23 protein-coding genes and 1 pseudogene are annotated in these 22,172 nt (G+C 50.5%); 11 read left to right on the top strand and 13 right to left on the bottom strand.

Features of this window, described 5'->3' with window-relative positions:
- Nucleotides 1-409 precede the first annotated feature (409 nt).
- The 3 genes from ACJHW7_RS09500 (at nucleotide 410) to rlmA (ending at nucleotide 1,750) form a co-directional block, all read left to right on the top strand.
- Nucleotides 410-553, top strand: coding sequence for a DUF2627 domain-containing protein (locus ACJHW7_RS09500; protein WP_001295496.1), 144 nt, complete (start codon nucleotides 410-412; stop codon nucleotides 551-553).
- Nucleotides 554-565: 12 nt separating this feature from the next.
- Nucleotides 566-775 carry a transcription antiterminator/RNA stability regulator CspE gene (gene cspE / locus ACJHW7_RS09495; protein ID WP_001062678.1) on the top strand — a complete coding sequence of 70 codons (210 nt, stop codon included), beginning with the start codon at nucleotides 566-568 and terminating at the stop codon, nucleotides 773-775.
- 165 nt (nucleotides 776-940) lie between these two features.
- A complete protein-coding gene (rlmA, locus tag ACJHW7_RS09490; RefSeq protein ID WP_021556893.1) occupies nucleotides 941-1,750 on the top strand; it encodes a 23S rRNA (guanine(745)-N(1))-methyltransferase in 810 nt (269 codons plus the stop codon).
- Here rlmA and mntP read toward each other — a convergent pair.
- From mntP to manX, 6 genes are all read right to left on the bottom strand, one after another.
- The gene (gene mntP / locus ACJHW7_RS09485) at nucleotides 1,747-2,313 is read right to left on the bottom strand and encodes a manganese efflux pump MntP (RefSeq protein WP_001296134.1); all 567 of its coding nucleotides are present in this window, start codon (nucleotides 2,311-2,313) and stop codon (nucleotides 1,747-1,749) included. The two genes, rlmA and mntP, sit on opposite strands and share 4 nt — an antisense overlap.
- The gene (locus tag ACJHW7_RS09480; RefSeq protein WP_000547919.1) at nucleotides 2,310-2,432 is read right to left on the bottom strand and encodes a hypothetical protein; all 123 of its coding nucleotides are present in this window, start codon (nucleotides 2,430-2,432) and stop codon (nucleotides 2,310-2,312) included. The genes mntP and ACJHW7_RS09480 overlap by 4 nt, the downstream gene beginning before the upstream one ends.
- Before the next feature lie 319 nt (nucleotides 2,433-2,751).
- Nucleotides 2,752-3,201: a DUF986 family protein gene (locus ACJHW7_RS09475; RefSeq protein WP_021556892.1), complete on the bottom strand. Its 450-nt coding sequence runs from the start codon at nucleotides 3,199-3,201 to the stop codon at nucleotides 2,752-2,754.
- A gap of 54 nt (nucleotides 3,202-3,255) precedes the next feature.
- The gene (gene manZ, locus ACJHW7_RS09470) at nucleotides 3,256-4,107 is read right to left on the bottom strand and encodes a PTS mannose transporter subunit IID (protein WP_000228655.1); all 852 of its coding nucleotides are present in this window, start codon (nucleotides 4,105-4,107) and stop codon (nucleotides 3,256-3,258) included.
- Between the two features lie 12 nt (nucleotides 4,108-4,119).
- Nucleotides 4,120-4,920: a PTS mannose transporter subunit IIC gene (manY, locus tag ACJHW7_RS09465; RefSeq protein WP_000406926.1), complete on the bottom strand. Its 801-nt coding sequence runs from the start codon at nucleotides 4,918-4,920 to the stop codon at nucleotides 4,120-4,122.
- Nucleotides 4,921-4,982: 62 nt separating this feature from the next.
- A complete protein-coding gene (manX, locus tag ACJHW7_RS09460) occupies nucleotides 4,983-5,954 on the bottom strand; it encodes a PTS mannose transporter subunit IIAB (RefSeq protein WP_000150543.1) in 972 nt (323 codons plus the stop codon).
- Nucleotides 5,955-6,270: 316 nt separating this feature from the next.
- On the opposite strand from manX, the gene ACJHW7_RS09455 reads away from it, so the two are divergent.
- Both ACJHW7_RS09455 and yoaE read left to right on the top strand, forming a co-directional pair.
- Nucleotides 6,271-6,429 carry a protein YoaL gene (locus tag ACJHW7_RS09455; RefSeq protein ID WP_001327808.1) on the top strand — a complete coding sequence of 53 codons (159 nt, stop codon included), beginning with the start codon at nucleotides 6,271-6,273 and terminating at the stop codon, nucleotides 6,427-6,429.
- On the top strand, nucleotides 6,417-7,973 hold the full coding sequence (gene yoaE / locus ACJHW7_RS09450; protein ID WP_000394983.1) for a CNNM family cation transport protein YoaE: 1,557 nt from the start codon (nucleotides 6,417-6,419) through the stop codon (nucleotides 7,971-7,973). The genes ACJHW7_RS09455 and yoaE overlap by 13 nt, the downstream gene beginning before the upstream one ends.
- 3 nt (nucleotides 7,974-7,976) lie before the next feature.
- Here the strand turns inward: yoaE and ACJHW7_RS09445 are convergent.
- The 4 genes and pseudogenes from ACJHW7_RS09445 to pabB all read right to left on the bottom strand — a co-directional run bounded on the left by ACJHW7_RS09445 (nucleotide 7,977) and on the right by pabB (nucleotide 13,196).
- A pseudogene (locus tag ACJHW7_RS09445) lies at nucleotides 7,977-9,574 on the bottom strand (EAL domain-containing protein).
- A 130-nt stretch (nucleotides 9,575-9,704) separates the two neighbouring features.
- On the bottom strand, nucleotides 9,705-11,069 hold the full coding sequence (sdaA, locus tag ACJHW7_RS09440) for an L-serine ammonia-lyase (RefSeq protein ID WP_000624289.1): 1,365 nt from the start codon (nucleotides 11,067-11,069) through the stop codon (nucleotides 9,705-9,707).
- 183 nt (nucleotides 11,070-11,252) lie between these two features.
- Complete coding sequence (locus ACJHW7_RS09435) at nucleotides 11,253-11,831, bottom strand: CoA pyrophosphatase (RefSeq protein WP_000456725.1); 579 nt, start codon at nucleotides 11,829-11,831, stop codon at nucleotides 11,253-11,255.
- A 3-nt stretch (nucleotides 11,832-11,834) separates the two neighbouring features.
- Complete coding sequence (pabB, locus tag ACJHW7_RS09430) at nucleotides 11,835-13,196, bottom strand: aminodeoxychorismate synthase component 1 (protein ID WP_021556891.1); 1,362 nt, start codon at nucleotides 13,194-13,196, stop codon at nucleotides 11,835-11,837.
- A 73-nt stretch (nucleotides 13,197-13,269) separates the two neighbouring features.
- Between pabB and ACJHW7_RS09425 the strand changes: the two genes are divergently transcribed.
- Nucleotides 13,270-13,449: a YoaH family protein gene (locus ACJHW7_RS09425; RefSeq protein WP_000457334.1), complete on the top strand. Its 180-nt coding sequence runs from the start codon at nucleotides 13,270-13,272 to the stop codon at nucleotides 13,447-13,449.
- A gap of 119 nt (nucleotides 13,450-13,568) precedes the next feature.
- On the opposite strand, the gene ACJHW7_RS09420 is transcribed toward ACJHW7_RS09425, so the two are convergent.
- Nucleotides 13,569-13,868, bottom strand: a complete 300-nt coding sequence (locus tag ACJHW7_RS09420; RefSeq protein ID WP_001111995.1) for a DUF1889 family protein — start codon at nucleotides 13,866-13,868, stop codon at nucleotides 13,569-13,571.
- Nucleotides 13,869-14,289: 421 nt separating this feature from the next.
- On the bottom strand, nucleotides 14,290-14,634 hold the full coding sequence (locus ACJHW7_RS09415; protein ID WP_024227171.1) for a RidA family protein: 345 nt from the start codon (nucleotides 14,632-14,634) through the stop codon (nucleotides 14,290-14,292).
- A gap of 131 nt (nucleotides 14,635-14,765) precedes the next feature.
- Here ACJHW7_RS09415 and ACJHW7_RS09410 point away from each other — a divergent pair, with 131 nt between their 5' ends.
- The 5 genes from ACJHW7_RS09410 (at nucleotide 14,766) to rnd (ending at nucleotide 21,137) form a co-directional block, all read left to right on the top strand.
- Nucleotides 14,766-16,676: an ATP-dependent DNA helicase gene (locus tag ACJHW7_RS09410; RefSeq protein ID WP_000128847.1), complete on the top strand. Its 1,911-nt coding sequence runs from the start codon at nucleotides 14,766-14,768 to the stop codon at nucleotides 16,674-16,676.
- 57 nt (nucleotides 16,677-16,733) lie between these two features.
- The gene (gene tsaB / locus ACJHW7_RS09405; RefSeq protein ID WP_021556889.1) at nucleotides 16,734-17,429 is read left to right on the top strand and encodes a tRNA (adenosine(37)-N6)-threonylcarbamoyltransferase complex dimerization subunit type 1 TsaB; all 696 of its coding nucleotides are present in this window, start codon (nucleotides 16,734-16,736) and stop codon (nucleotides 17,427-17,429) included.
- A gap of 39 nt (nucleotides 17,430-17,468) precedes the next feature.
- Nucleotides 17,469-18,050, top strand: coding sequence for a Slp family lipoprotein YeaY (gene yeaY / locus ACJHW7_RS09400; protein ID WP_072847811.1), 582 nt, complete (start codon nucleotides 17,469-17,471; stop codon nucleotides 18,048-18,050).
- A 204-nt stretch (nucleotides 18,051-18,254) separates the two neighbouring features.
- Nucleotides 18,255-19,940: a long-chain-fatty-acid--CoA ligase FadD gene (gene fadD, locus ACJHW7_RS09395; protein WP_000758422.1), complete on the top strand. Its 1,686-nt coding sequence runs from the start codon at nucleotides 18,255-18,257 to the stop codon at nucleotides 19,938-19,940.
- Between the two features lie 81 nt (nucleotides 19,941-20,021).
- Nucleotides 20,022-21,137 carry a ribonuclease D gene (rnd, locus tag ACJHW7_RS09390; protein WP_021556888.1) on the top strand — a complete coding sequence of 372 codons (1,116 nt, stop codon included), beginning with the start codon at nucleotides 20,022-20,024 and terminating at the stop codon, nucleotides 21,135-21,137.
- A 53-nt stretch (nucleotides 21,138-21,190) separates the two neighbouring features.
- On the opposite strand, the gene yeaX is transcribed toward rnd, so the two are convergent.
- Entirely contained in the window at nucleotides 21,191-22,156 is a 966-nt protein-coding gene (gene yeaX, locus ACJHW7_RS09385; protein WP_001287016.1) for a carnitine monooxygenase reductase subunit YeaX, read from the bottom strand.
- Nucleotides 22,157-22,172 lie beyond the last annotated feature (16 nt).

Genomic DNA, 22,172 nt, shown 5'->3' with positions numbered 1-22,172 from the left:
TCAATTTTTCTTATTTTAAATTTACAATCCCTTTGGGGATTGACTTCTCTTTAGGGTGATTAATAGCCGTTAACTGACTGTTTTATGAGAAAAAGTGATATAACTTTTTATTCATTGCATAGCAGAAAATGTGATATTGCACGCACTATGTAATAACTTCTCCCACTGGCCTGGAACAACTGAACTTATTGAACTATGTTAGAAACTACGCCAGTTTAAGTATCTGCCTGAACTGGCAAGGTTAAGCACAATGATATATCGGCGCGTATTCCGTTGCATAAGTGTGCAAAAAAAGTGGAAGACGTATCGAGATTTGTGCGTCTGATCGAGACATGTTTAAAAATGGCTTGCCATAATTAACGTTGTATGTGATAACAGATTTCGGGTTAAACGAGGTACAGTTCTGTTTATGTGTGGCATTTTCAGTAAAGAAGTCCTGAGTAAACACGTTGACGTTGAATACCGCTTCTCTGCCGAGCCTTATATTGGTGCCTCATGCAGTAATGTGTCAGTTTTATCTATGTTATGCCTGCGGGCGAAGAAAACAATCTAAGGAATTTTTCAAATGGCAAAGATTAAAGGTCAGGTTAAGTGGTTCAACGAGTCTAAAGGTTTTGGCTTCATTACTCCTGCTGATGGCAGCAAAGACGTGTTCGTACACTTCTCCGCTATCCAGGGTAATGGCTTCAAAACTCTGGCTGAAGGTCAGAACGTTGAGTTCGAAATTCAGGACGGCCAGAAAGGTCCGGCAGCTGTTAACGTAACAGCTATCTGATCGAATCCACTGATCTGAAGTGTGAATACGCTTCAATCTCGCTATAAAGCCTCGTCGAATGCGAGGCTTTTTACTATGCTTTATCTTCGCTCCTGGCGTTCGGATATTTGCCCGCCGCGTGATTCGCGTTACACTTGCGGCCTTTAGTATCCTGCCGGAGTTGTCATGTCGTTTTCCTGTCCACTTTGCCATCAGCCTCTTTCGCGTGAAAAAAACAGCTATATCTGTCCCCAACGACATCAGTTTGATATGGCGAAAGAAGGGTATGTCAATCTGCTGCCCGTTCAGCATAAACGGTCTCGTGATCCGGGCGACAGCGCGGAAATGATGCAAGCACGCCGCGCATTCTTAGATGCCGGACATTATCAGCCGCTGCGTGATGCAATTGTCGCCCAACTGCGGGAACGGCTTAATGAAAAGGCCACGGCGGTGCTGGATATTGGCTGTGGTGAAGGGTATTACACACACGCATTTGCCGATGCGTTGCCCGAAATCACCACGTTTGGTCTGGATGTTTCGAAGGTAGCGATAAAAGCGGCGGCGAAACGCTATCCGCAGGTCACTCTTTGTGTCGCTTCCAGCCACCGTTTGCCGTTTTCCGATACCAGTATGGACGCCATAATACGTATTTACGCGCCGTGTAAAGCAGAAGAATTAGCACGAGTAGTGAAGCCCGGCGGCTGGGTCATTACTGCCACGCCGGGACCGCGACATTTGATGGAGCTGAAGGGGCTGATTTACAATGAAGTACATCTTCATGCACCTCATGCAGAACAACTGGAAGGTTATACATTACAGCAGAGTGATGAGTTGTGTTATCCGATGCGTCTTCGCGGTGATGAAGCCGTCGCATTATTGCAGATGACGCCGTTTGCCTGGCGTGCGAAGCCAGAAGTCTGGCAAACACTGGCAGCAAAAGAAGTGTTCGACTGCCAGACGGACTTTAATATTCACCTCTGGCAGCGTTCTTATTAACCGTGGAAGTGCGTCCAGAGGATCTGGACGCCGATGCCGATCAGCACCAGCCCGCCGAGAATTTCCGCTTTTTTCCCAATAATTGAGCCGATAAAGCGACCAACCATCATCCCTAATGTCGACATAATCAAGGTTGCACAACCAATGGCCAATGCGGTCGCGATAATGTTGACCTGAAGGAAAGCAAGACCAACACCCACAGCCATGGCATCCAGGCTGGTGGCAATCGCGGTGGTTACCAGTAGCCAGAAACCGTGCCGACGGCGCGGCTCTTCATCTTCATCATCTGCGCCACGAAAACCCTCAATAATCATTCGCCCGCCGAGGAATATCAGCAGCACAAACGCAATCCAGTGATTCCATTCAAGGACAAACCGGCTGGCTAACATGCCCATTCCCCAGCCGATCAGCGGCGTCAGGGTTTCGACGGCACCAAAAATAAGGCCGGTTCGCAATGCTTCAGAAAATTTCGGTTTATGGAGGGTGGCACCTTTACCGATTGATGCAGCAAATGCATCCATCGACATACCAAACGCAAGAAGAACAGTAGCAGTGATATTCATGACAACGTCCTGACCGGGGTATCCATAAAACACATCATCGCCCCCAGCAAACATGCATACATGAACAACAAGCCGCGATGGGTTTTCGCGTTCATGCAGGCATAGCGATTGATGTGCATATGGTCTCGCCTGACTGAAAGTCTTCAGTCCGTACGTGCCACGTTTTGCAACGAGTATGTTGACACGTACATTTCCGGAATCTGGAAATTGGCTACTCCCCAAATGAGGGCGCAACCTTAACATATTTTGAGAATATAAAACAACTGTTGGAATATATTATTTTATTGCTTTGTTGATAACGATTTTCATTTAGATTTATATATCAATGAAACGTTAAAATAAATAACAAATAAGGGAAGAGGTAATATAGCCTAAGCTATGTCTGATTATTAAAAATACACTAAACATAGCTTTGGCTAAATTAATAACTCATTGAGTTTAAACGAGAAGTTTATAAATTCTTTCCAGATCGTCGATATTTCGAACGCGGATTAACAGCCGACGCTGTTCTAATTGCATCACCAACACGCCATCTTCCGACAAGTTCATCGCTTTGATTCGGCTATATTCAATCCAGACATTTGCGAAGAAAAAACCTTTTTGTTTAAAGATGATCTTCGGAACGCGGATCCAGAATATATAAAAACCCATCAGAGCCAGTGCGCTTAATAACCATGTCGTTATTAACGCACCATGATTCGTGACGTTGTTATAGATAAGAATGACAATCAATCCGACGAAGATAACGCTATCAATGCGACCACGCCGGAGCAAAGGAATTGCCAGCAGGGTGGGGCCGTTACGGCGGGGCATGATGAACTGATCGTAGATCGCGAAGGCCAGGAGTGCGGCGATGAAAAGAATCAGTACCAGGTCCGTGATTGTCATTAATCCTCCAGATAAAAAAACGGGGCCAAAAGGCCCCGGTAGTGTACAACAGTCTTACAGTCCCAGCAGGCCGCAAGCGTAACCAGCGATACCGATGACGAAGAAGCCAACGATGATCCACAGCGGGTTAACTTTTTTGCGCAGTAGCCACATACAAGCAAAGGTCAGCAGCAGTGGTACCAGGCCTGGCATTAACTGGTCCAGAATAGTCTGGACAGTAGTAACGTGTTCTTTGCCCGTCTGGTCAGTAATGCGAGAGACAACCAGCGGGATGTTGACATGTGTCCACTTGTTAACCAATGCCCCCATGACAAACAGGCCGAGGATAGACGCCCCTTCCGTCAGTTTTTGCAGGAAGCCACCACCCATATCTTTAACGATATCGATACCTTTGGAGTAACCATACGCTACGCCGTAGTAACGGGTTGCCAGACGCACCAGGTTAAACAGGATGAAGAACAGCAGCGGACCTAACAGGCTGCCGCTCATCGCGATACCGGCACCCAGTGCTGCAAATACCGGACGTACGGTTCCCCAGAAGATCGGGTCGCCTACACCAGCCAGCGGCCCCATCAAACCGACTTTGATACCGTTGATAGCACCGTCATCGATCTCTGCGCCATTAGCACGCTGTTCTTCCAGCGCCAGGGTTACGCCGAGAATCGGCGCAGCCACGAACGGCTGGGTGTTAAAGAACTCCAGGTGACGGCGAATAGCTTGTTTACGAGCTTCGTTGTTCTCAGGGTAGAGGCGACGAATTGCCGGTACCATAGAGAAGCAGAAACCCAGTGCCTGCATACGTTCGAAGTTCCATGAACCCTGGAAGAGGTTAGAACGCAGGAAGACGCCACGAATATCACTTTGAGTGAGTTTTTTCTCGGTGGTAGTTTGAGTTGTATCAACCATTTCGCTCACCTGTTAGTCCAGTTCGTTATCGAGATCGTTGTTACCAGCAGCCTGAGCAGGCGCACCGGCTACGCGGTTGTATTTCGGGCTAAGTTGGATGTAGAGCACTGCCATAACAGTACCGATCACACCCAGAGCAACCAGGTTAAAGTTGGTGAATGCTGCGGTTACGAAGCCGAGGTAGAAGAACGGCATCAGGTAGCCAGCACGCATCATGTTGATAACCATCGCATAACCAACCACCACGATCATGCCACCGGCGATATTCAGACCATTGGTCACCACTTCCGGAATCGCATTCAGCATGTTCTGTACTTCGCTGGTACCAACAGACAGCGCAACGATGACGGCCGGAATAGCCACACGCATTGCTTGCAGGAACAGAGAAGAAACGTGGATCCAGGAAATCGCTGTCAGGTTGCCGTTATCAGCAGCCTTATCCGCAGCGTGCTGGAAAGCAACGGTAATAGTACGAACGATGATGGTCAGTACCTGGCCCGCAGCGGCCAGAGGGATTGCCAGTGCAATACCTGCACCAATGCTCTGATGACCTGCGATAACCAGAATGGTAGAAATGATAGATGCCAGAGCGGCGTCAGGCGCAACTGCAGCACCGATGTTCATCCAGCCCAGCGCGATCATTTCCAGCGTACCACCGATAATAATACCGGTTTTCATATCCCCAAGAACGATACCCACCAGGGTACACGCGATTAGCGGACGGTGAAACTGAAATTCATCGAGGATTGATCCCATACCTGCGATACAGGCTACGATAAATACCAGCACAATTTGAAGAGTGGTAATCTCCATTGTACTTCTCCTGTTTACGTAAGACTTAAGTGTGAAAACTGAGTGATAATCAACACAATACGTTACTTATCGATTTTGCTGATCAGATCCATCATTTTCAGTTTCGGATCGGTGGAAACCTTACGGACTTCCAGCTCAATACCGCGCGCATTCAGTTTTTTGAACGCCTCGATATCTTTTTCATCAACCGAAACCGCGTTATTCACCTGGGTTTTACCCTGACGGAATGCCATACCACCGACGTTAACAGAGGTGATTTTCACGCCGCCTTCAACGAGACGCTCTACATCTGTTGGGTTGGTAAATAACAGCATTACACGTTCGCCAGCATATTTCGGGTTGTTGTAGACGCGAATCATTTTGGCAACATCAACTACGTGTGCTGTTACGCCCGGAGGTGCAACCTGGGTGAGCAGTGTCTTACGAACGGTATCCGCAGCCACTTCATCACTAACAACAATAATACGGGAGACATTGGTTTCTTTGGTCCAGCGGGTGGCGACCTGACCGTGAATCAGACGGTCGTCGATACGCGCAAGGCCAATAACCATGTAGTCGTTTGGCCCCATTGGTTTTGCCGGAGTTGGAGCCGCTTTGGGTGCTGCGGCAGCGGGTGCTGGCGCGGCTTTTTCAACCGGTTTGGCTTTCAGTGCTTTCACGCCTTCACGGCCTGTTTCTACTGCCAGCGCAACCAGTTCATCAAAGCTTGGGTCATCATCACGGGCCATTAACGTTTCCACGAGCATTGGAATGTTAACGCCTGCAATGACTTCATAATGCTCTTTGTCGACGACAATGCGGCTGGCAGCATTGAACGGGCTGCCTCCCCATGTATCAACGAGAAACAGCACGCCTTTAGTGGTGTCGAGTTTTGCCAACTGAGCGTTGTACTTTTCAATCAGCGTTTCGGCATTTTCACCTGGAACGAAATCGATCCAGCCGACGTTTTCCTGCTCGCCTAACAGCATTTCTGCCGTTTTAAGCAACTGCTCTGCAGCCCAACCATGTGTGCCTATAACAATAGCAATGGTCACTTGCTACCTCCTTTATTATCGTTAACACCTCAACGTGCCAGATGTATTTTTGAATCGTCGTCCACAATCGAATCGATTCAGATAAGGGCTACAACCAAAAACCCCTGCGTTTCGCGATTTATTTTAGATATCGAAAAAATTATTTTATGTGATGAAGATCCGTAATTTAACTTTCGATTAGCAGAAATTTCGAAAGGTAAAATATCCTTGTCACATTCGTTTGCAAAGGAAGGTAAATCTTTGCCAAATCAGAGGCGTCTCTGATATGTTTAACTCCCGTTTAACAACCATGGAGTATAGGGCAGTAGCCCGCAGTATGGATCGTCACCGACGTCATTTCAGCATCAGGCCTTTTAACGCCTGCCTTTCTGGCACTCTATGCCGCACCTTTCGTTTGCATTTTGTCGTTACGCCTGCATTATTTCTGGCGTCGAATAGCTATTCCTTAAGCAGGAGCTTGTCATGGAATTCTTAATGGACCCCTCAATTTGGGCGGGGCTACTCACGCTTGTTGTTCTCGAAATTGTGCTGGGTATCGATAACCTGGTCTTCATCGCCATTCTTGCTGACAAACTGCCGCCAAAACAACGCGATAAAGCGCGTTTGCTGGGGTTATCACTGGCGCTGATTATGCGTCTGGGGCTGCTGTCGCTGATTTCATGGATGGTCACGCTGACCAAACCGCTATTTACCGTCATGGATTTCTCCTTCTCCGGACGCGACCTGATTATGTTGTTCGGGGGGATATTCTTGCTGTTCAAAGCAACAACCGAACTGCATGAACGGCTGGAAAACCGCGATCATGATTCCGGCCACGGTAAAGGCTACGCCAGTTTCTGGGTAGTCGTCACACAGATTGTCATCCTTGACGCCGTCTTCTCGTTGGATGCGGTAATTACTGCTGTAGGGATGGTTAACCATCTGCCGGTGATGATGGCGGCGGTAGTGATTGCGATGGCGGTTATGTTGCTGGCATCCAAACCGCTGACGCGATTTGTTAACCAGCACCCCACGGTGGTGGTGCTCTGTCTGAGCTTCCTGTTAATGATTGGTCTGAGTCTGGTGGCAGAAGGTTTCGGTTTCCACATTCCGAAAGGTTACCTGTATGCCGCGATTGGCTTCTCGATCATCATCGAAGTGTTTAACCAGATTGCGCGTCGCAACTTTATTCGTCACCAGTCGACTTTGCCGCTGCGAGCGCGTACTGCCGATGCCATCCTGCGTTTGATGGGCGGGAAACGTCAGGCCAATGTTCAGCACGATGCCGATAACCCGATGCCGATGCCGATCCCGGAAGGTGCATTTGCCGAAGAAGAACGTTACATGATTAACGGCGTACTGACGCTGGCGTCGCGTTCTCTGCGCGGGATCATGACGCCGCGCGGTGAAATAAGCTGGGTTGACGCTAATCTCGGGGTCGATGAAATCCGCGAGCAGCTGCTCTCCTCACCGCACAGCCTGTTCCCGGTATGTCGCGGTGAACTGGATGAAATCATCGGAATCGTACGTGCTAAAGAACTGCTGGTGGCGCTGGAAGAGGGCGTTGATGTGGCGGCGATTGCTTCGGCGTCTCCGGCGATTATCGTCCCTGAAACCCTCGATCCGATCAACCTGCTGGGCGTGCTGCGTCGTGCTCGCGGGAGCTTTGTTATCGTGACCAACGAGTTTGGTGTGGTACAAGGCTTGGTCACGCCGCTGGATGTGCTGGAAGCCATTGCGGGTGAATTCCCGGACGCTGACGAAACGCCGGAAATCATTACTGATGGTGACGGCTGGCTGGTAAAAGGCGGTACAGATTTGCATGCCTTGCAGCAGGCGCTTGATGTTGAGCACCTTGCCGATGACGATGATATCGCGACGGTCGCGGGCCTCGTGATCTCGGCAAATGGTCACATTCCCCGTGTGGGGGATGTGATTGATGTAGGGCCACTGCATATCACCATCATTGAAGCCAATGATTATCGTGTTGATCTGGTTCGCATTGTTAAAGAGCAACCGGCGCACGATGAAGATGAGTAAGCGTTAACGTAATGGCATAATGGGCGTGATATGTCCATTATGCCGGGCGGGCGGCGGTTGGCTGCCCGCCAGCCATTTGGGAAAATCACGTAGCGGCATCGGCTGTGCGTACAAATACCCTTGCAAAATATGCACGCCATGACGGCGCAAATACTTCGCTTGTTCTTGCGTTTCCACGCCCTCCGCCACCAGTTCAATATTCAGTCTTTGCCCCAGCGCGATGATGATATCGGTCACCGTCGAGTTAACCGCGTCAGAACCTATAGCTGCGGTAAATGACTTATCAATTTTCAGCACGTCAGGACGTAATGTTTCAAGCCAGGAAAATGAACTGTTGCCGGTGCCGAAGTCATCAATCGCCAGTTTGACATTTTTACGATGCAGCTCGCGGGCAATCCGATAATCAACATCCAGTAAGGCATCGCGTTCGGTGATTTCGAGGATCAGTTGCTGAATCGGGTGAGCGCTAAACCAGTACTGATTGAGATCTTTTATCAGCACACCACGGCGAAAATGGCTGGGTGCGACGTTAATGCCAACATGAAACTGACTACTCATCGGGAAAACATGGCGCTGACGAATGGTTTCTGCCATCACATAGCGGGTCAGTGGCACAATTAAATGATGTTCTTCCGCGATAGGAATAAACACATCCGGTGAAATCCAGCCCTGACGCGGATTGTTCCAGCGCAGCAAAATCTCTACACCAATACATTGCTGGCTGCGCGCATTAAGCAAAGGCTGACAGAACAATTCGAACTCATGTTGCGCCAGGCCCAGATTGATTTCGCGGGAAAAGCTCATCCGGTAAGCGGTCGCCAGCCAGGCGATGTAGCCCACCAGTAAACTTAGCAGCACCGCCAGCGGTAATTGTGTTGGAAGATAGTGCCATGCCAGCGCCGTAGCCCCCGGACCATTAACGTTAATGGTAAAAGGAAAGCGTTGCGAAGAAACCTGATAGTTTTCATTGTCTTCAGGTTGCGGAAGGGAATCTACCAGCCCATTACCATAGAGCAAATGCCGTTTGTCCACCTCAGGCTGGCGCTACTGATTTGCGGCAGTTGTGGCTCAAGGAGCATTGCCGTCAGTAAGTCGATGTTAATCATCTCCATGACCCCAGCATTGCTACTGCCCGCTGCAGGCGTCCATTGAATCAAAACCGGACTGCCTTTAATCAGGGCACGGTCGATCGTCAGGCGTAAAAGTGGTTGCGGTGCAGGAAGTTCAGCCAGAATGTCCACGACGGGCACATTGCGATAACCAAAAATGCTGGAGCAATAGAGTGTGCCGTCTTGCACCAGGCCAATGGATCGCACAGTTTGGAGTTTTGCCGCCTGTTTACGTAATGGCAAATGGGCGACAGAGCAGGGCAGACCAATCAGCGGAAGCAAGACTTCGCTACCTGCCTGTAGGGGAAGCAGTACTTTATCTAATTCCTCTACAGCATGATTGGCGAATTGTACTACCCGTTGTTGATTTAAGTTACGCTGTGAAATAAATCGCACGCTCAGGGTCGAAGCGAGCGTAACGAGTGCGCAAATCGTACAAACAATCATTCGATTACGGCGATAGGTTTTAATGATCCGTTGTGCTTTTTGCATGCGGGCCACCCTGTAAGCGTATGGCGACAAACGCCTGACGCAACAGTGGAAGTGTAGTGGGGAATATTACAGCAGACGAGAAAGCGGGGATAAATTCGCCCATCCGTTGCAGATGGGCGAGTAAGAAGTATTAGTCACACTGGACTTTGATTGCCAGACCACCGCGTGAGGTTTCGCGGTATTTGGCGTTCATGTCTTTACCGGTTTCGTACATCGTTTCGATGACCTTATCCAGCGAGACGCGCGGTGCACTGGTGCGGCGCAGAGCCATCCGTGCGGCGTTAATCGCCTTCACAGATGCAATGGCATTACGCTCAATGCACGGCACCTGAACCTGCCCTGCAACCGGGTCGCAGGTTAAACCAAGGTTGTGTTCCATGCCAATTTCCGCCGCCACGCAAACCTGTTCCGGGCTACCGCCCAGCAGTTCTGCAAGACCCGCAGCAGCCATTGAACAGGCAACACCCACTTCGCCCTGGCAACCAACTTCCGCACCGGAAATAGAGGCGTTCATTTTATACAATGCACCAATCGCGCCCGCTGCCATAAAGTAACGGGTATAGATGTCCGGGCTGACCGATTCAATAAAGTGGTCATAGTAAGCCAGCACTGCCGGAACGATACCGCAGGCACCGTTGGTTGGCGCAGTTACCACACGACCACCGGCGGCGTTTTCTTCGTTAACTGCCAGCGCAAACATGTTTACCCAGTCAATGACATTCATCGGATCGTTAGACAGTTTATCGCTGGAAACCAGCATCCGGCGCAGGGCAGACGCACGACGCGGCACGCGCAGCGGGCCTGGCAGTACACCTTCGGTGTTCATCCCGCGATCGATACATGCCTGCATGGTTTGCCAGACATGCGCGAAATACTCGTCGATCTCTTTCTTGCTGTGCAGCGCCAGTTCGTTCTGCATAGCGAGACCAGACAGCGAATAGCCGGTTTCATTACAGTACGCGAGCAGTTCGGTGGCAGATTTGAACGGATACGGCACGCTCACTTCGTTGGCAGCATCCTGACCAAAGTGTTCTTCATCGACGATAAAACCGCCGCCGATGGAATAATAAGTTTTGCTGTAGACGACTTCATCGCCGTTATAGGCGTGGATTTGCATACCGTTTTCATGCAGCGGCAGGTTGCCGTTATGAAAACGCATCCCGTTGTCGCGCGGGAAATCCACTTCATGCTGTCCCTGTGCCAGCAGCAGACGTTCGCGCTCTTCTACGTCGCGAATAAAACCGGGAATACTGTCGATATCCACGGTGGCAGGTTCGTTACCTGCAAGACCCATAATAATGGCGATATCGGTGTGGTGGCCTTTACCCGTCAGCGACAGTGAACCATAAACGTCCACGGCAACGCGAGTAACGCTATCCAGTAAGCCTTTTTCGACCAGATCATCGACGAACTGTTTACCTGCCTTCATAGGCCCTACGGTATGGGAAGATGAGGGACCAATCCCCACCTTAAACATGTCGAATAGACTAATCACGATAATACTCCTGACAAGGTGACTGGACTTCCAGTAACGAACTAATAACAGCGCATAGTGTAAGAGGGAACGCGGCGACTGGCTTAACTATTCACATGAATTAAACTAATCAAAAACCGCGATTTAACTAATATTGCGATGATTGTCTCAAGTAGTGTTTTGTAGATGTAAAGATAAGTATAGTCAGGGTTTCACACCAATTTGCAGCGCCAGCTCACGAATTATGCCTGCGGTCATTCCCCATACAAAATACTGTTCGTACCAGGACAGCCATACCCGATGTGAATCGCCACGGCGGTAGATATCTAAAGGGTGATAACGACCCAGATGTAATGCCTGGGCGAGCGGCATTTCAAACACCGCCGAGACTTCATCTTCACTGGCGCGATACGGCAGATCGGGCGGGATAATGCCGACCACTGGGGTTACCTGGTAGCCAGTTACGCTATCGACGGGCGGCAGCACGCCGATAACTTCAACGGCGGAAGGCGGTATAGCAACCTCTTCTTCAGCTTCGCGCAGCGCGGCGGCGATAACTGATGCGTCCGTGTCATCGACTGCACCTCCAGGGAATGCCACTTGTCCAGCGTGTTTACGCAGATGAATTGAACGCTGAGTCAGCAACAACCCCGGTTGCGGTCGACGGACGATGGGGATTAACACGGCAGCCTGACGATGATTTAGGGTTTCCCGGTTAATTTGTGGGCGCAAAAGTTGAAAGCGCGATAAAAAATCATCAAGCGTCAGGCTACGGTATTCCACGTCTTACTTCTCCAGTTGGTGTAATATCTTATTAACTTTATCAAAAGTTTCCTGATATTCCGCTTCTTCCTGGCTATCGGCGACAATTCCACCGCCCGCAGAGCAGTATATTTGTCCGTTAATGGCAGTCAGCGTGCGGATAGTAATGCTGGTATCCATGTTGCCGCAAAAGCTCAAATAGCCAATGCTGCCGCACCAGGCATTACGTCGCTGCGGTTCCAGTTCGTCGATAATTTCCATAGCCCGTACTTTCGGAGCCCCGGTTATTGAGCCACCAGGAAAAGCTGCGCGCAGCAGATCGCTGGCGTGTAACTGTTCTGGTAGTCGCGCCGTTATGGTGCTGACCAGATGATGCACGGCAGGGAAGGGTTCCACCACGAACAGCTCTGGTACTTTTACCGAACCTGCTACGGCAACACGACCGATATCATTACGCATTAAATCGACAATCATCAGATTTTCGGCACGATCTTTCGCTGAGTTCGCCAGTTTTTCTGCTTGTTTGCTATCTTCCTGAGGATCGGGCAGGCGTGGTAGCGTGCCTTTAATCGGGCGGGTCTGGATTTCACTATTATCACAAAGAATAAACCGCTCTGGCGAAAGGCTTAAAATTGCACCCTGTTCAAGACGTAAAAAAGCGCTAAATGGCGCGCGGTTGGCCTGATTAAGCTGAAGGAATGCCTGCCATTCATCGCCAGAATAGGTCGCATGAAAACGCTGGGCGAGATTCACCTGATAGCAATCACCGCTGTGCAGATATTCCTGTACCTGGCGAAATTTTTCGCCGTACTGCTCGCGGGTCATATTGGATTGCCAGTCGGAAGTGAGCGTGAAATCTTCCTGCGGCGAGAATTGCTGGCTTTCCAGCCAGGCCCGACGGGCATTGACATCATTATGACTCAGCAAAGAAACTGTATGACGCTGGTGGTCGACAATGAGCGCCCAATCGTAGATACCCACTGCCATATCCGGCAGAACGATATCTTGTTCCGCAATTTCTGGCAGTGACTCAAAACGGCGGCCCAGATCGTAGCCAAACAACCCCAGTGCGCCGCCCTGAAATGGCAAATCTTCGTTATGCGTTGGGCGAATGTCTGCGCGATCCAGCACCTGCTGGAGCACCTGTAGCGGGTCATCAGTGGTCGTTGTGCGTTTTTCGCTTTCACTAACAACGGTTTCTTTACCTAAAGTGGTTAAAGTGCAAATCGGATCGGCGACCACAATATCAAAGCGGCTATACGGATGATCGGCATAGCCGGAGTGTAAAAGCATCGCCCACGGCAGGTGGCTTAAGCGGGAGAAATAAAATTCAGCGGCGTCCTGACGCCAGGGTAAAGTAATCACAGCGGGAGATAACGTCTTCATCAGTCCTGACTCTACTGGCTATGTGCCGGGTAGCATGAAATAATTAGCGCCAACAATTTAGCAGGAGTTAACAATGTTTGCAGGTTTACCTTCACTCACCCATGAACAGCAGCAAAAAGCTGTCGAGCGGATCCAGGAACTGATGGCACAAGGGATGAGCAGCGGCCAGGCAATCGCGCTGGTGGCAGAAGAGCTGCGTGCCAACCACTCCGGCGAGCGAATCGTGGCGCGTTTTGAGGATGAAGACGAGTAACACACTAATCCGTATCGATTTCGTTATAGAAGCCGATGATTATTTGATTGTGAGAAAAAGGACGCTTTTTATATGTGATTAAAAGCGTCCTGACCCATTTATGCTGATATAAATTTAACTCAGACCAGTGCTTTTAGTTCTTCCTGCATATATGTTGAAAAGTACTCAGGATTTTTAATCACAGAGCGTTCACCTGTCTCCATTTTTTTTGCCCATCCAACCATTTTTTCCGTGAACCCAGGGTTCCAGCCTTCCTGGTCAGCTCGCGCCGTAATATCAGCGGCACTCGCGGGTACTCCCAGTTCTTTTAAATATTTAAAGATTCCCTTCGCCGTGCTTTCATTCATCGAACTTGGTGTTGGCGCTGATACATCCATGGCACCAATGAAATCCAGGGCTTTATCTATTACAGCAGGCATATTCTTATCCTTAAAATTAACCATGTTATCGATAAGGCTATATATGACCTTAATTTGCATCTAATATCAAAGGGATTATAACGATATGGCACGAGTTAACCTGTTGACATCCGGGTGTTTTAAAGGTAGCAGCTCATGGTGTGTTATCCAGTAAGATGGAGAAAATTAACGGTCAGTCCGCACGCTATAACCAGATTGTTCAGCTAAGAAAGAAAACCAGAGTTGCTAATCAAAGGGCGAACACAACGGCATGGTTATGTTTATTTATATAGTTAGTTTTATAGATAAAATTGAAATTATAAAAATAAATAATGAATTAGCAGAAGCATCAACAGTAATATCTTATTCTCTGGTCGATTTATGTAAAACCGACCAGTATTATCGATAAGTTATCGTCTGACTTATTTTGCTTCGATAAAGCTTACACCGCAGCCACAATCTTAATTTCAACTTTATACTTCGGGTTCATCAAACCCGCTTGTACCGTGCAGCGCACCGGCGCATGACCCGCGACAACCCAGGCATCCCACGCTTTATTCATCGCCGCGAAGTCGTTTTTATCGGCCAGGAAAATGGTGGCATCCAGAATACTCGATTTATTGCTGCCCTGTTTTTCCAGCACGGCGTCAATCTGCGCCAGCGTGTTGGCGGTTTGCTCAAAGGCATCGGCGTCGAGGTTTTCCGGTACACCAGTGTAGTAGAGCGTGTTGTTGTGGATTACTACATCAGACCAGCGGGTTTCAGCATCGATACGAACGATAGTCATCATTTTGTCCTCATTATCCTTCCATTTTCGTGCTGCAAAGACTGCCACAATGTGAGGTCGCCGTCACCACTTCAACTGGCGAAAGCGCCCTCATCCTGACATAATCCCTGTTCAAATCAACAGGGGGTAGTGTGACGGACGATTTTGCACCAGACGGTCAGCTGGCGAAAGCGATACCAGGCTTTAAGCCGCGAGAACCACAGCGACAGATGGCGGTAGCCGTCACCCAGGCGATAGAAAAAGGCCAGCCGCTGGTGGTGGAAGCAGGAACCGGTACGGGCAAAACCTACGCTTACCTGGCTCCTGCGCTGCGGGCGAAAAAGAAAGTCATTATCTCGACCGGCTCAAAAGCGTTGCAGGATCAGCTCTATAGCCGCGATTTGCCGACGGTCTCAAAGGCGTTGAAATACACGGGCAACGTGGCGTTGCTGAAAGGGCGCTCAAACTACCTCTGCCTCGAACGTCTCGAACAGCAGGCGCTGGCGGGGGGCGATCTTCCAGTACAAATATTAAGCGATGTGATCCTGCTGCGCTCCTGGTCTAATCAAACAGTCGATGGTGATATCAGCACTTGCGTCAGCGTGGCGGAAGATTCGCAGGCGTGGCCGCTGGTCACCAGCACCAACGACAACTGTCTTGGCAGCGACTGCCCGATGTATAAAGATTGCTTTGTGGTCAAAGCACGTAAAAAAGCGATGGACGCCGATGTGGTGGTGGTAAACCATCATCTCTTTCTGGCGGATATGGTGGTTAAAGAGAGTGGATTTGGCGAGTTGATCCCGGAAGCGGACGTCATGATCTTCGACGAAGCCCACCAGCTACCGGACATTGCCAGCCAGTATTTTGGTCAGTCACTCTCCAGTCGACAACTGCTCGACCTGGCAAAAGACATCACCATCGCCTACCGCACCGAATTAAAAGACACTCAGCAGTTACAAAAGTGCGCTGATCGTCTTGCCCAGAGTGCGCAGGATTTTCGTCTGCAACTCGGTGAGCCAGGTTATCGCGGTAACCTGCGTGAGCTGTTAGCTAATCCGCAAATTCAGCGGGCATTTTTACTGCTCGATGACACCCTGGAACTTTGTTATGACGTGGCGAAACTGTCACTGGGGCGTTCCGCCTTGCTGGATGCGGCATTTGAGCGCGCCACGTTGTATCGCACACGGCTGAAGCGGCTAAAAGAGATCAATCAGCCGGGCTACAGCTACTGGTACGAATGCACTTCGCGCCATTTTACTCTGGCTCTCACGCCGCTCAGCGTGGCGGATAAATTCAAAGAGTTAATGGCGCAAAAGCCCGGTAGCTGGATCTTCACCTCAGCAACGCTGTCGGTGAACGACGATCTGCATCATTTCACCTCGCGGCTTGGGATAGAACAGGCGGAGTCGTTGCTATTGCCAAGCCCGTTTGATTACAGCCGCCAGGCGTTACTCTGTGTGCCGCGCAACCTGCCGCAAACCAATCAACCGGGTTCCGCGCGGCAACTGGCGGCTATGCTGCGCCCGATCATCGAAGCTAACAACGGTCGCTGTTTTATGCTTTGTACCTCGCACGCCATGATGCGCGATCTGGCCGAGCAGTTCCGCGCTACCATGACGCTTCCCGTATTATTGCAGGGGGAAACCAGCAAAGGGCAACTGTTGCAGCAATTTGTCAGTGCCGGTAACGCGCTTCTTGTGGCAACCAGTAGTTTCTGGGAGGGGGTGGACGTGCGTGGCGATACATTGTCATTGGTGATTATCGACAAATTGCCGTTTACCTCGCCTGATGATCCATTGTTAAAAGCGCGCATGGAAGATTGCCGTTTGCGCGGTGGCGACCCGTTCGATGAAGTACAACTGCCGGATGCGGTGATTACTCTCAAGCAGGGAGTCGGGCGACTGATTCGCGACGCCGACGATCGCGGGGTTTTGGTAATTTGTGACAATCGGCTGGTGATGCGTCCTTACGGCGCGACGTTTCTCGCCAGTCTGCCGCCCGCGCCACGCACCCGTGACATTGCCCGTGCGGTTCGTTTCCTTGCGATACCATCCTCCAGGTAATTTGTTACGGAGTATGGTATGATGCGCGCCTTTTTATTGATCTAAGCACGAAGACCCATGCGAATTCTGGCTATCGATACCGCGACAGAGGCCTGCTCTGTCGCCCTGTGGAACGACGGTACTGTCAACGCTCATTTTGAGCTTTGCCCTCGTGAACATACTCAACGAATCTTACCGATGGTGCAGGATATCCTGACCACCAGCGGAACTTCCCTGACTGATATTAACGCTCTGGCTTACGGGCGCGGCCCCGGTAGTTTTACCGGCGTGCGCATTGGTATTGGCATTGCGCAGGGGCTGGCACTTGGCGCGGCGCTGCCGATGATTGGCGTCTCCACGCTCATGACGATGGCGCAGGGGGCGTGGCGCAAAAACGGCGCAACGCGCGTGCTGGCTGCCATTGATGCGCGGATGGGCGAAGTTTACTGGGCCGAATATCAGCGTGATGAAAACGGCGTCTGGCACGGCGAAGAAACCGAAGCCGTACTCAAACCCGAACTCGTTCATGAACGGATGCAACAGCTTTCCGGGGAATGGGTGACGGTAGGTACAGGCTGGCAAGCCTGGCCGGATCTCGGTAAAGAGAGCGGGCTGGTTTTGCGCGATGGCGAAGTGTTACTCCCCGCTGCAGAAGATATGCTGCCGATTGCTTGTCAGATGTTTGCTGAGGGTAAAACGGTGGCGGTGGAACATGCCGAACCGGTTTATTTACGTAACAATGTCGTATGGAAGAAACTTCCGGGCAAAGAATGAATCTTAAGAGTATGCCCTGAGAAAAAAAGGAGTCGCATCATGGCGGTTCAAAAGAATGTTATCAAAGGCATACTGGCAGGTACGTTTGCGCTAATGCTGAGCGGTTGTGTCACTGTGCCGGACGCCATTAAAGGCAGTAGTCCCACGCCGCAACAAGATTTAGTTCGGGTGATGAGTGCGCCGCAGCTGTACGTTGGTCAGGAGGCACGCTTTGGTGGCAAAGTGGTTGCGGTACAAAACCAGCAAGGGAAAACCCGCCTGGAAATTGCTACCGTACTGCTGGACAGCGGAGCCAGACCGACGCTGGGAGAACCTTCTCGCGGTCGCATTTATGCCGATGTGAACGGTTTTCTGGACCCGGTGGATTTCCGTGGACAACTGGTTACGGTAGTCGGGCCAATCACTGGTGCGGTTGACGGAAAAATCGGCAACACGCCCTATAAATTTATGGTGATGCAAGTAACGGGTTACAAACGTTGGCATTTAACCCAGCAGGTGATTATGCCGCCTCAGCCGATTGATCCATGGTTTTATGGCGGTCGTGGCTGGCCCTATGGCTACGGCGGATGGGGCTGGTATAATCCCGGCCCCGCGAGAGTACAAACAGTTGTAACTGAATAATTGCTTGTTTTTAAAGAAAAAGAAACAGCGGCTGGTCCGCTGTTTCTGCATTCTTACGGTAAAGATAAAAATAAATAGTGACGCGCTTCGCAACCTTTTCGTTGGGTAATTATCAAGCTGGTATGATGAGTTAATATTATGTTAACGGCATGTATATCATTTGGGGTTGCGATGACGACGAACACGCATTTTAGAGGTGAAGAATTGAAGAAGGTTTGGCTTAACCGTTATCCCGCGGACGTTCCGACGGAGATCAACCCTGACCGTTATCAATCTCTGGTAGATATGTTTGAGCAGTCGGTCGCGCGCTACGCCGATCAGCCTGCGTTTGTGAATATGGGGGAGGTGATGACCTTCCGCAAGCTGGAAGAACGCAGTCGCGCGTTTGCCGCTTATTTGCAACAAGGGTTGGGGCTGAAGAAAGGCGATCGCGTTGCGTTGATGATGCCTAATTTATTGCAATATCCGGTGGCGCTGTTTGGCATTTTGCGTGCCGGGATGATCGTCGTAAACGTTAACCCGTTGTATACCCCGCGTGAGCTTGAGCATCAGCTTAACGATAGCGGCGCATCGGCGATTGTTATTGTGTCTAACTTTGCTCACACACTGGAAAAAGTGGTTGATAAAACCGCCGTTCAGCACGTAATTCTGACCCGTATGGGGGATCAGCTATCTACGGCAAAAGGCACGGTAGTCAATTTCGTTGTTAAATACATCAAGCGTTTGGTGCCGAAATACCATCTGCCAGATGCCATTTCATTTCGTAGCGCCCTGCATAACGGCTACCGGATGCAGTACGTCAAACCCGAACTGGTGCCGGAAGATTTAGCCTTCCTGCAATACACCGGCGGCACCACAGGTGTGGCGAAAGGCGCGATGCTGACTCACCGCAATATGCTGGCGAACCTGGAACAGGTCAACGCCACCTATGGGCCGTTGCTGCATCCAGGTAAAGAACTGGTAGTAACGGCACTGCCGCTGTATCACATTTTTGCCCTGACCATTAACTGCCTGCTGTTTATCGAACTGGGTGGGCAGAACCTGCTTATCACTAACCCGCGTGATATTCCAGGGTTGGTAAAAGAGTTAGCGAAATATCCGTTTACCGCTATCACTGGCGTTAACACCTTGTTCAATGCGTTGCTGAACAATAAAGAGTTCCAGCAGCTGGATTTCTCCAGTCTGCATCTTTCCGCAGGCGGTGGGATGCCAGTGCAGCAAGTGGTGGCAGAGCGTTGGGTGAAACTGACAGGACAGTATCTGCTGGAAGGCTATGGCCTTACCGAGTGTGCGCCGCTGGTCAGCGTTAACCCATATGATATTGATTATCATAGTGGTAGCATCGGTTTGCCGGTGCCGTCGACGGAAGCCAAACTGGTGGATGATGATGATAATGAAGTACCACCGGGTCAACCGGGTGAGCTTTGTGTCAAAGGACCGCAGGTGATGCTGGGTTACTGGCAGCGTCCGGATGCTACCGATGAGATCATCAAAAATGGCTGGTTACACACCGGCGACATCGCGGTGATGGATGAAGAAGGGTTCCTGCGCATTGTCGATCGTAAAAAAGACATGATTCTGGTTTCCGGTTTTAACGTCTATCCCAACGAGATTGAAGATGTCGTCATGCAGCATCCTGGCGTACAGGAAGTCGCGGCTGTTGGCGTACCTTCCGGCTCCAGTGGTGAAGCGGTGAAAATCTTTGTAGTGAAAAAAGATCCATCGCTTACCGAAGAGTCACTGGTGACCTTTTGCCGCCGTCAGCTCACGGGCTACAAAGTACCGAAGCTGGTGGAGTTTCGTGATGAGTTACCGAAATCTAACGTCGGAAAAATTTTGCGACGAGAATTACGTGACGAAGCGCGCGGCAAAGTGGACAATAAAGCCTGAGCGTTAAGTCAGTCGTCAGACGCCGGTTAATCCGGCGTTTTTTTTGACGCCCACTAAAGAGAATACAATTTGAATTACCAAATGATTACCACGGACGATGCGCTGGCTTCTTTGTGTGAAGCCGTCCGTGCCTTTCCGGCGATAGCCCTGGATACTGAATTTGTTCGTACGCGCACTTATTACCCGCAGCTGGGGTTGATTCAACTTTTCGATGGCGAGCATCTGGCGCTAATTGATCCTCTCGGGATCACCGACTGGTCACCGCTGAAAGCGATCCTGCGCGATCCGTCCATCACAAAATTTCTCCATGCAGGCAGTGAAGATCTGGAAGTGTTCCTCAATGTCTTTGGCGAATTACCACAACCCCTGATTGACACGCAAATTCTTGCTGCCTTCAGCGGACGCCCGATGTCATGGGGTTTCGCTTCCATGGTGGAAGAGTATTCCGGCGTTACGCTGGACAAGAGTGAATCGCGCACCGACTGGCTGGCCAGACCGCTGACCGAACGTCAGTGTGAATATGCAGCGGCGGATGTCTGGTATCTGTTACCGATCACCGCCAAGCTTATGGTAGAAACGGAGGCCTCCGGCTGGCTACCTGCGGCGCTGGATGAATGCCGCCTGATGCAAATGCGTCGTCAGGAAGTCGTTGCGCCGGAAGATGCCTGGCGTGATATCACCAATGCCTGGCAATTACGCACACGCCAACTGGCCTGTCTGCAACTGTTAGCCGACTGGCGACTGCGCAAGGCGCGAGAGCGCGATCTGGCGGTGAACTTTGTCGTGCGTGAAGAACATTTGTGGTCGGTAGCGCGTTATATGCCGGGAAGTTTAGGCGAACTGGACAGCCTGGGGTTATCCGGTAGCGAAATCCGCTTTCACGGTAAAACGCTGCTGGCGCTGGTGGAAAAAGCGCAGACATTGCCGGAAGATGCCTTACCGCAGCCGATGCTTAACCTGATGGACATGCCGGGTTATCGTAAAGCGTTTAAAGCGATTAAGTCGCTGATTACTGACGTGAGCGAAACGCATAAGATCAGCGCCGAATTGCTGGCATCGCGTCGGCAAATCAACCAACTGCTGAACTGGCACTGGAAACTGAAACCGCAGAACAATTTGCCGGAGCTGATTTCCGGCTGGCGTGGTGAGCTGATGGCGGAAGCATTACACAATTTATTGCAGGAATATCCGCAGTAAAATCTTCCGAAGCCGGACTGGGCGCGCTCAGCGCCACATCCGGCTTCGGCAAACTACAAATCCAACACCAGGCGTTTACCCTTCGCACGCGAACAACAGATCAACATACTTTGCTGGCTGGCACGCTCTTCATCGCTAAAATACTGATCCCGATGGTCAGCTTCACCTTCCAGTATTGCCGTTTCGCAGGTTCCGCATACCCCTTCACGACATAAACATTCCACTTTCGCGGCTTTATTATTTTCAATAACCTGCAAAATAGTCATCTCTTCCGGCACCACAAACTCTTTTCCGGAACGGGCAAGCACCAGGGTAAATGCATCGCCGGTTTTGTCTTCGATAGCAAATTGCTCAAAGTGCAGCGTATCGGCGGCGATGTCCAGACGCGCAGCTTCACTTCTTACCGCTTCAATTAGCGCCTCGGGGCCACAGGTATAAACGTGTGTGCCAGGTTCGATATCCGCCAATAATCGCGCTAATTCCAGTCGTGTTCCGGTTGATGAATGATGCAAATGGACTTTCTCAGCCTGCGGATGCTGGACTAGCTCATCACGAAATGCGCAACTTTCTGGATTTCGCGAGCAGTAATGTAGCTGCCAGTCGACGTTGCTGTGTTGCAACTCTGCCATGTGCGACAGGAAAGGGGTGATACCAATACCGCCCGCGATAAACAGATGCTTTCTGGCTGAGGGAATTAGCGCAAACAGGTTATTAGGCGTTGAGATCGTTAACCGATCGCCCACTTTTACCTGCTGATGCAAAAAGCGGGAACCGCCGCGCGAGTTTTCTTCCAGTCGAACGGCAATCTGATAACTAGAGGTGTTATGCGGTGAACTCAGTAGTGAATACGCATTGCTGTACTGGTTATCACCATCGCTCATCTGCACTATGATGTGACTTCCTCCGGTGAACGCAGGCAGCGGTTTGCCATCGGTTGCCACCAGCGTGAAGCGTTTCACCTGTTCGGTAAGCGGTTCCACCTGACTCACCTGTACTTCAAACATTTGATAGTCTGACATTGCTGTACTCCATCAA

This window comes from Escherichia sp. WS1152 (genome assembly GCF_046487665.1).
Classification (GTDB): Bacteria; Pseudomonadota; Gammaproteobacteria; order Enterobacterales; family Enterobacteriaceae; genus Escherichia; species Escherichia coli.
This window is presented reverse-complemented; position numbering and strand designations above follow the sequence as displayed.

Coding starts and splice junctions, on each gene's coding strand:
- ACJHW7_RS09500 (WP_001295496.1), top strand. CDS start 410: ATGTGTGGCATTTTCAGTAAAGAAGTCCTGAGTAAACACGTTGACGTT.
- cspE (WP_001062678.1), top strand. CDS start 566: ATGGCAAAGATTAAAGGTCAGGTTAAGTGGTTCAACGAGTCTAAAGGT.
- rlmA (WP_021556893.1), top strand. CDS start 941: ATGTCGTTTTCCTGTCCACTTTGCCATCAGCCTCTTTCGCGTGAAAAA.
- mntP (WP_001296134.1), bottom strand. CDS start 2,313: ATGAATATCACTGCTACTGTTCTTCTTGCGTTTGGTATGTCGATGGAT.
- ACJHW7_RS09480 (WP_000547919.1), bottom strand. CDS start 2,432: ATGCACATCAATCGCTATGCCTGCATGAACGCGAAAACCCATCGCGGC.
- ACJHW7_RS09475 (WP_021556892.1), bottom strand. CDS start 3,201: ATGACAATCACGGACCTGGTACTGATTCTTTTCATCGCCGCACTCCTG.
- manZ (WP_000228655.1), bottom strand. CDS start 4,107: ATGGTTGATACAACTCAAACTACCACCGAGAAAAAACTCACTCAAAGT.
- manY (WP_000406926.1), bottom strand. CDS start 4,920: ATGGAGATTACCACTCTTCAAATTGTGCTGGTATTTATCGTAGCCTGT.
- ACJHW7_RS09455 (WP_001327808.1), top strand. CDS start 6,271: ATGGATCGTCACCGACGTCATTTCAGCATCAGGCCTTTTAACGCCTGC.
- yoaE (WP_000394983.1), top strand. CDS start 6,417: ATGGAATTCTTAATGGACCCCTCAATTTGGGCGGGGCTACTCACGCTT.
- pabB (WP_021556891.1), bottom strand. CDS start 13,196: ATGAAGACGTTATCTCCCGCTGTGATTACTTTACCCTGGCGTCAGGAC.
- ACJHW7_RS09425 (WP_000457334.1), top strand. CDS start 13,270: ATGTTTGCAGGTTTACCTTCACTCACCCATGAACAGCAGCAAAAAGCT.
- ACJHW7_RS09420 (WP_001111995.1), bottom strand. CDS start 13,868: ATGCCTGCTGTAATAGATAAAGCCCTGGATTTCATTGGTGCCATGGAT.
- ACJHW7_RS09415 (WP_024227171.1), bottom strand. CDS start 14,634: ATGACTATCGTTCGTATCGATGCTGAAACCCGCTGGTCTGATGTAGTA.
- tsaB (WP_021556889.1), top strand. CDS start 16,734: ATGCGAATTCTGGCTATCGATACCGCGACAGAGGCCTGCTCTGTCGCC.
- yeaY (WP_072847811.1), top strand. CDS start 17,469: ATGGCGGTTCAAAAGAATGTTATCAAAGGCATACTGGCAGGTACGTTT.
- rnd (WP_021556888.1), top strand. CDS start 20,022: ATGATTACCACGGACGATGCGCTGGCTTCTTTGTGTGAAGCCGTCCGT.
- yeaX (WP_001287016.1), bottom strand. CDS start 22,156: ATGTCAGACTATCAAATGTTTGAAGTACAGGTGAGTCAGGTGGAACCG.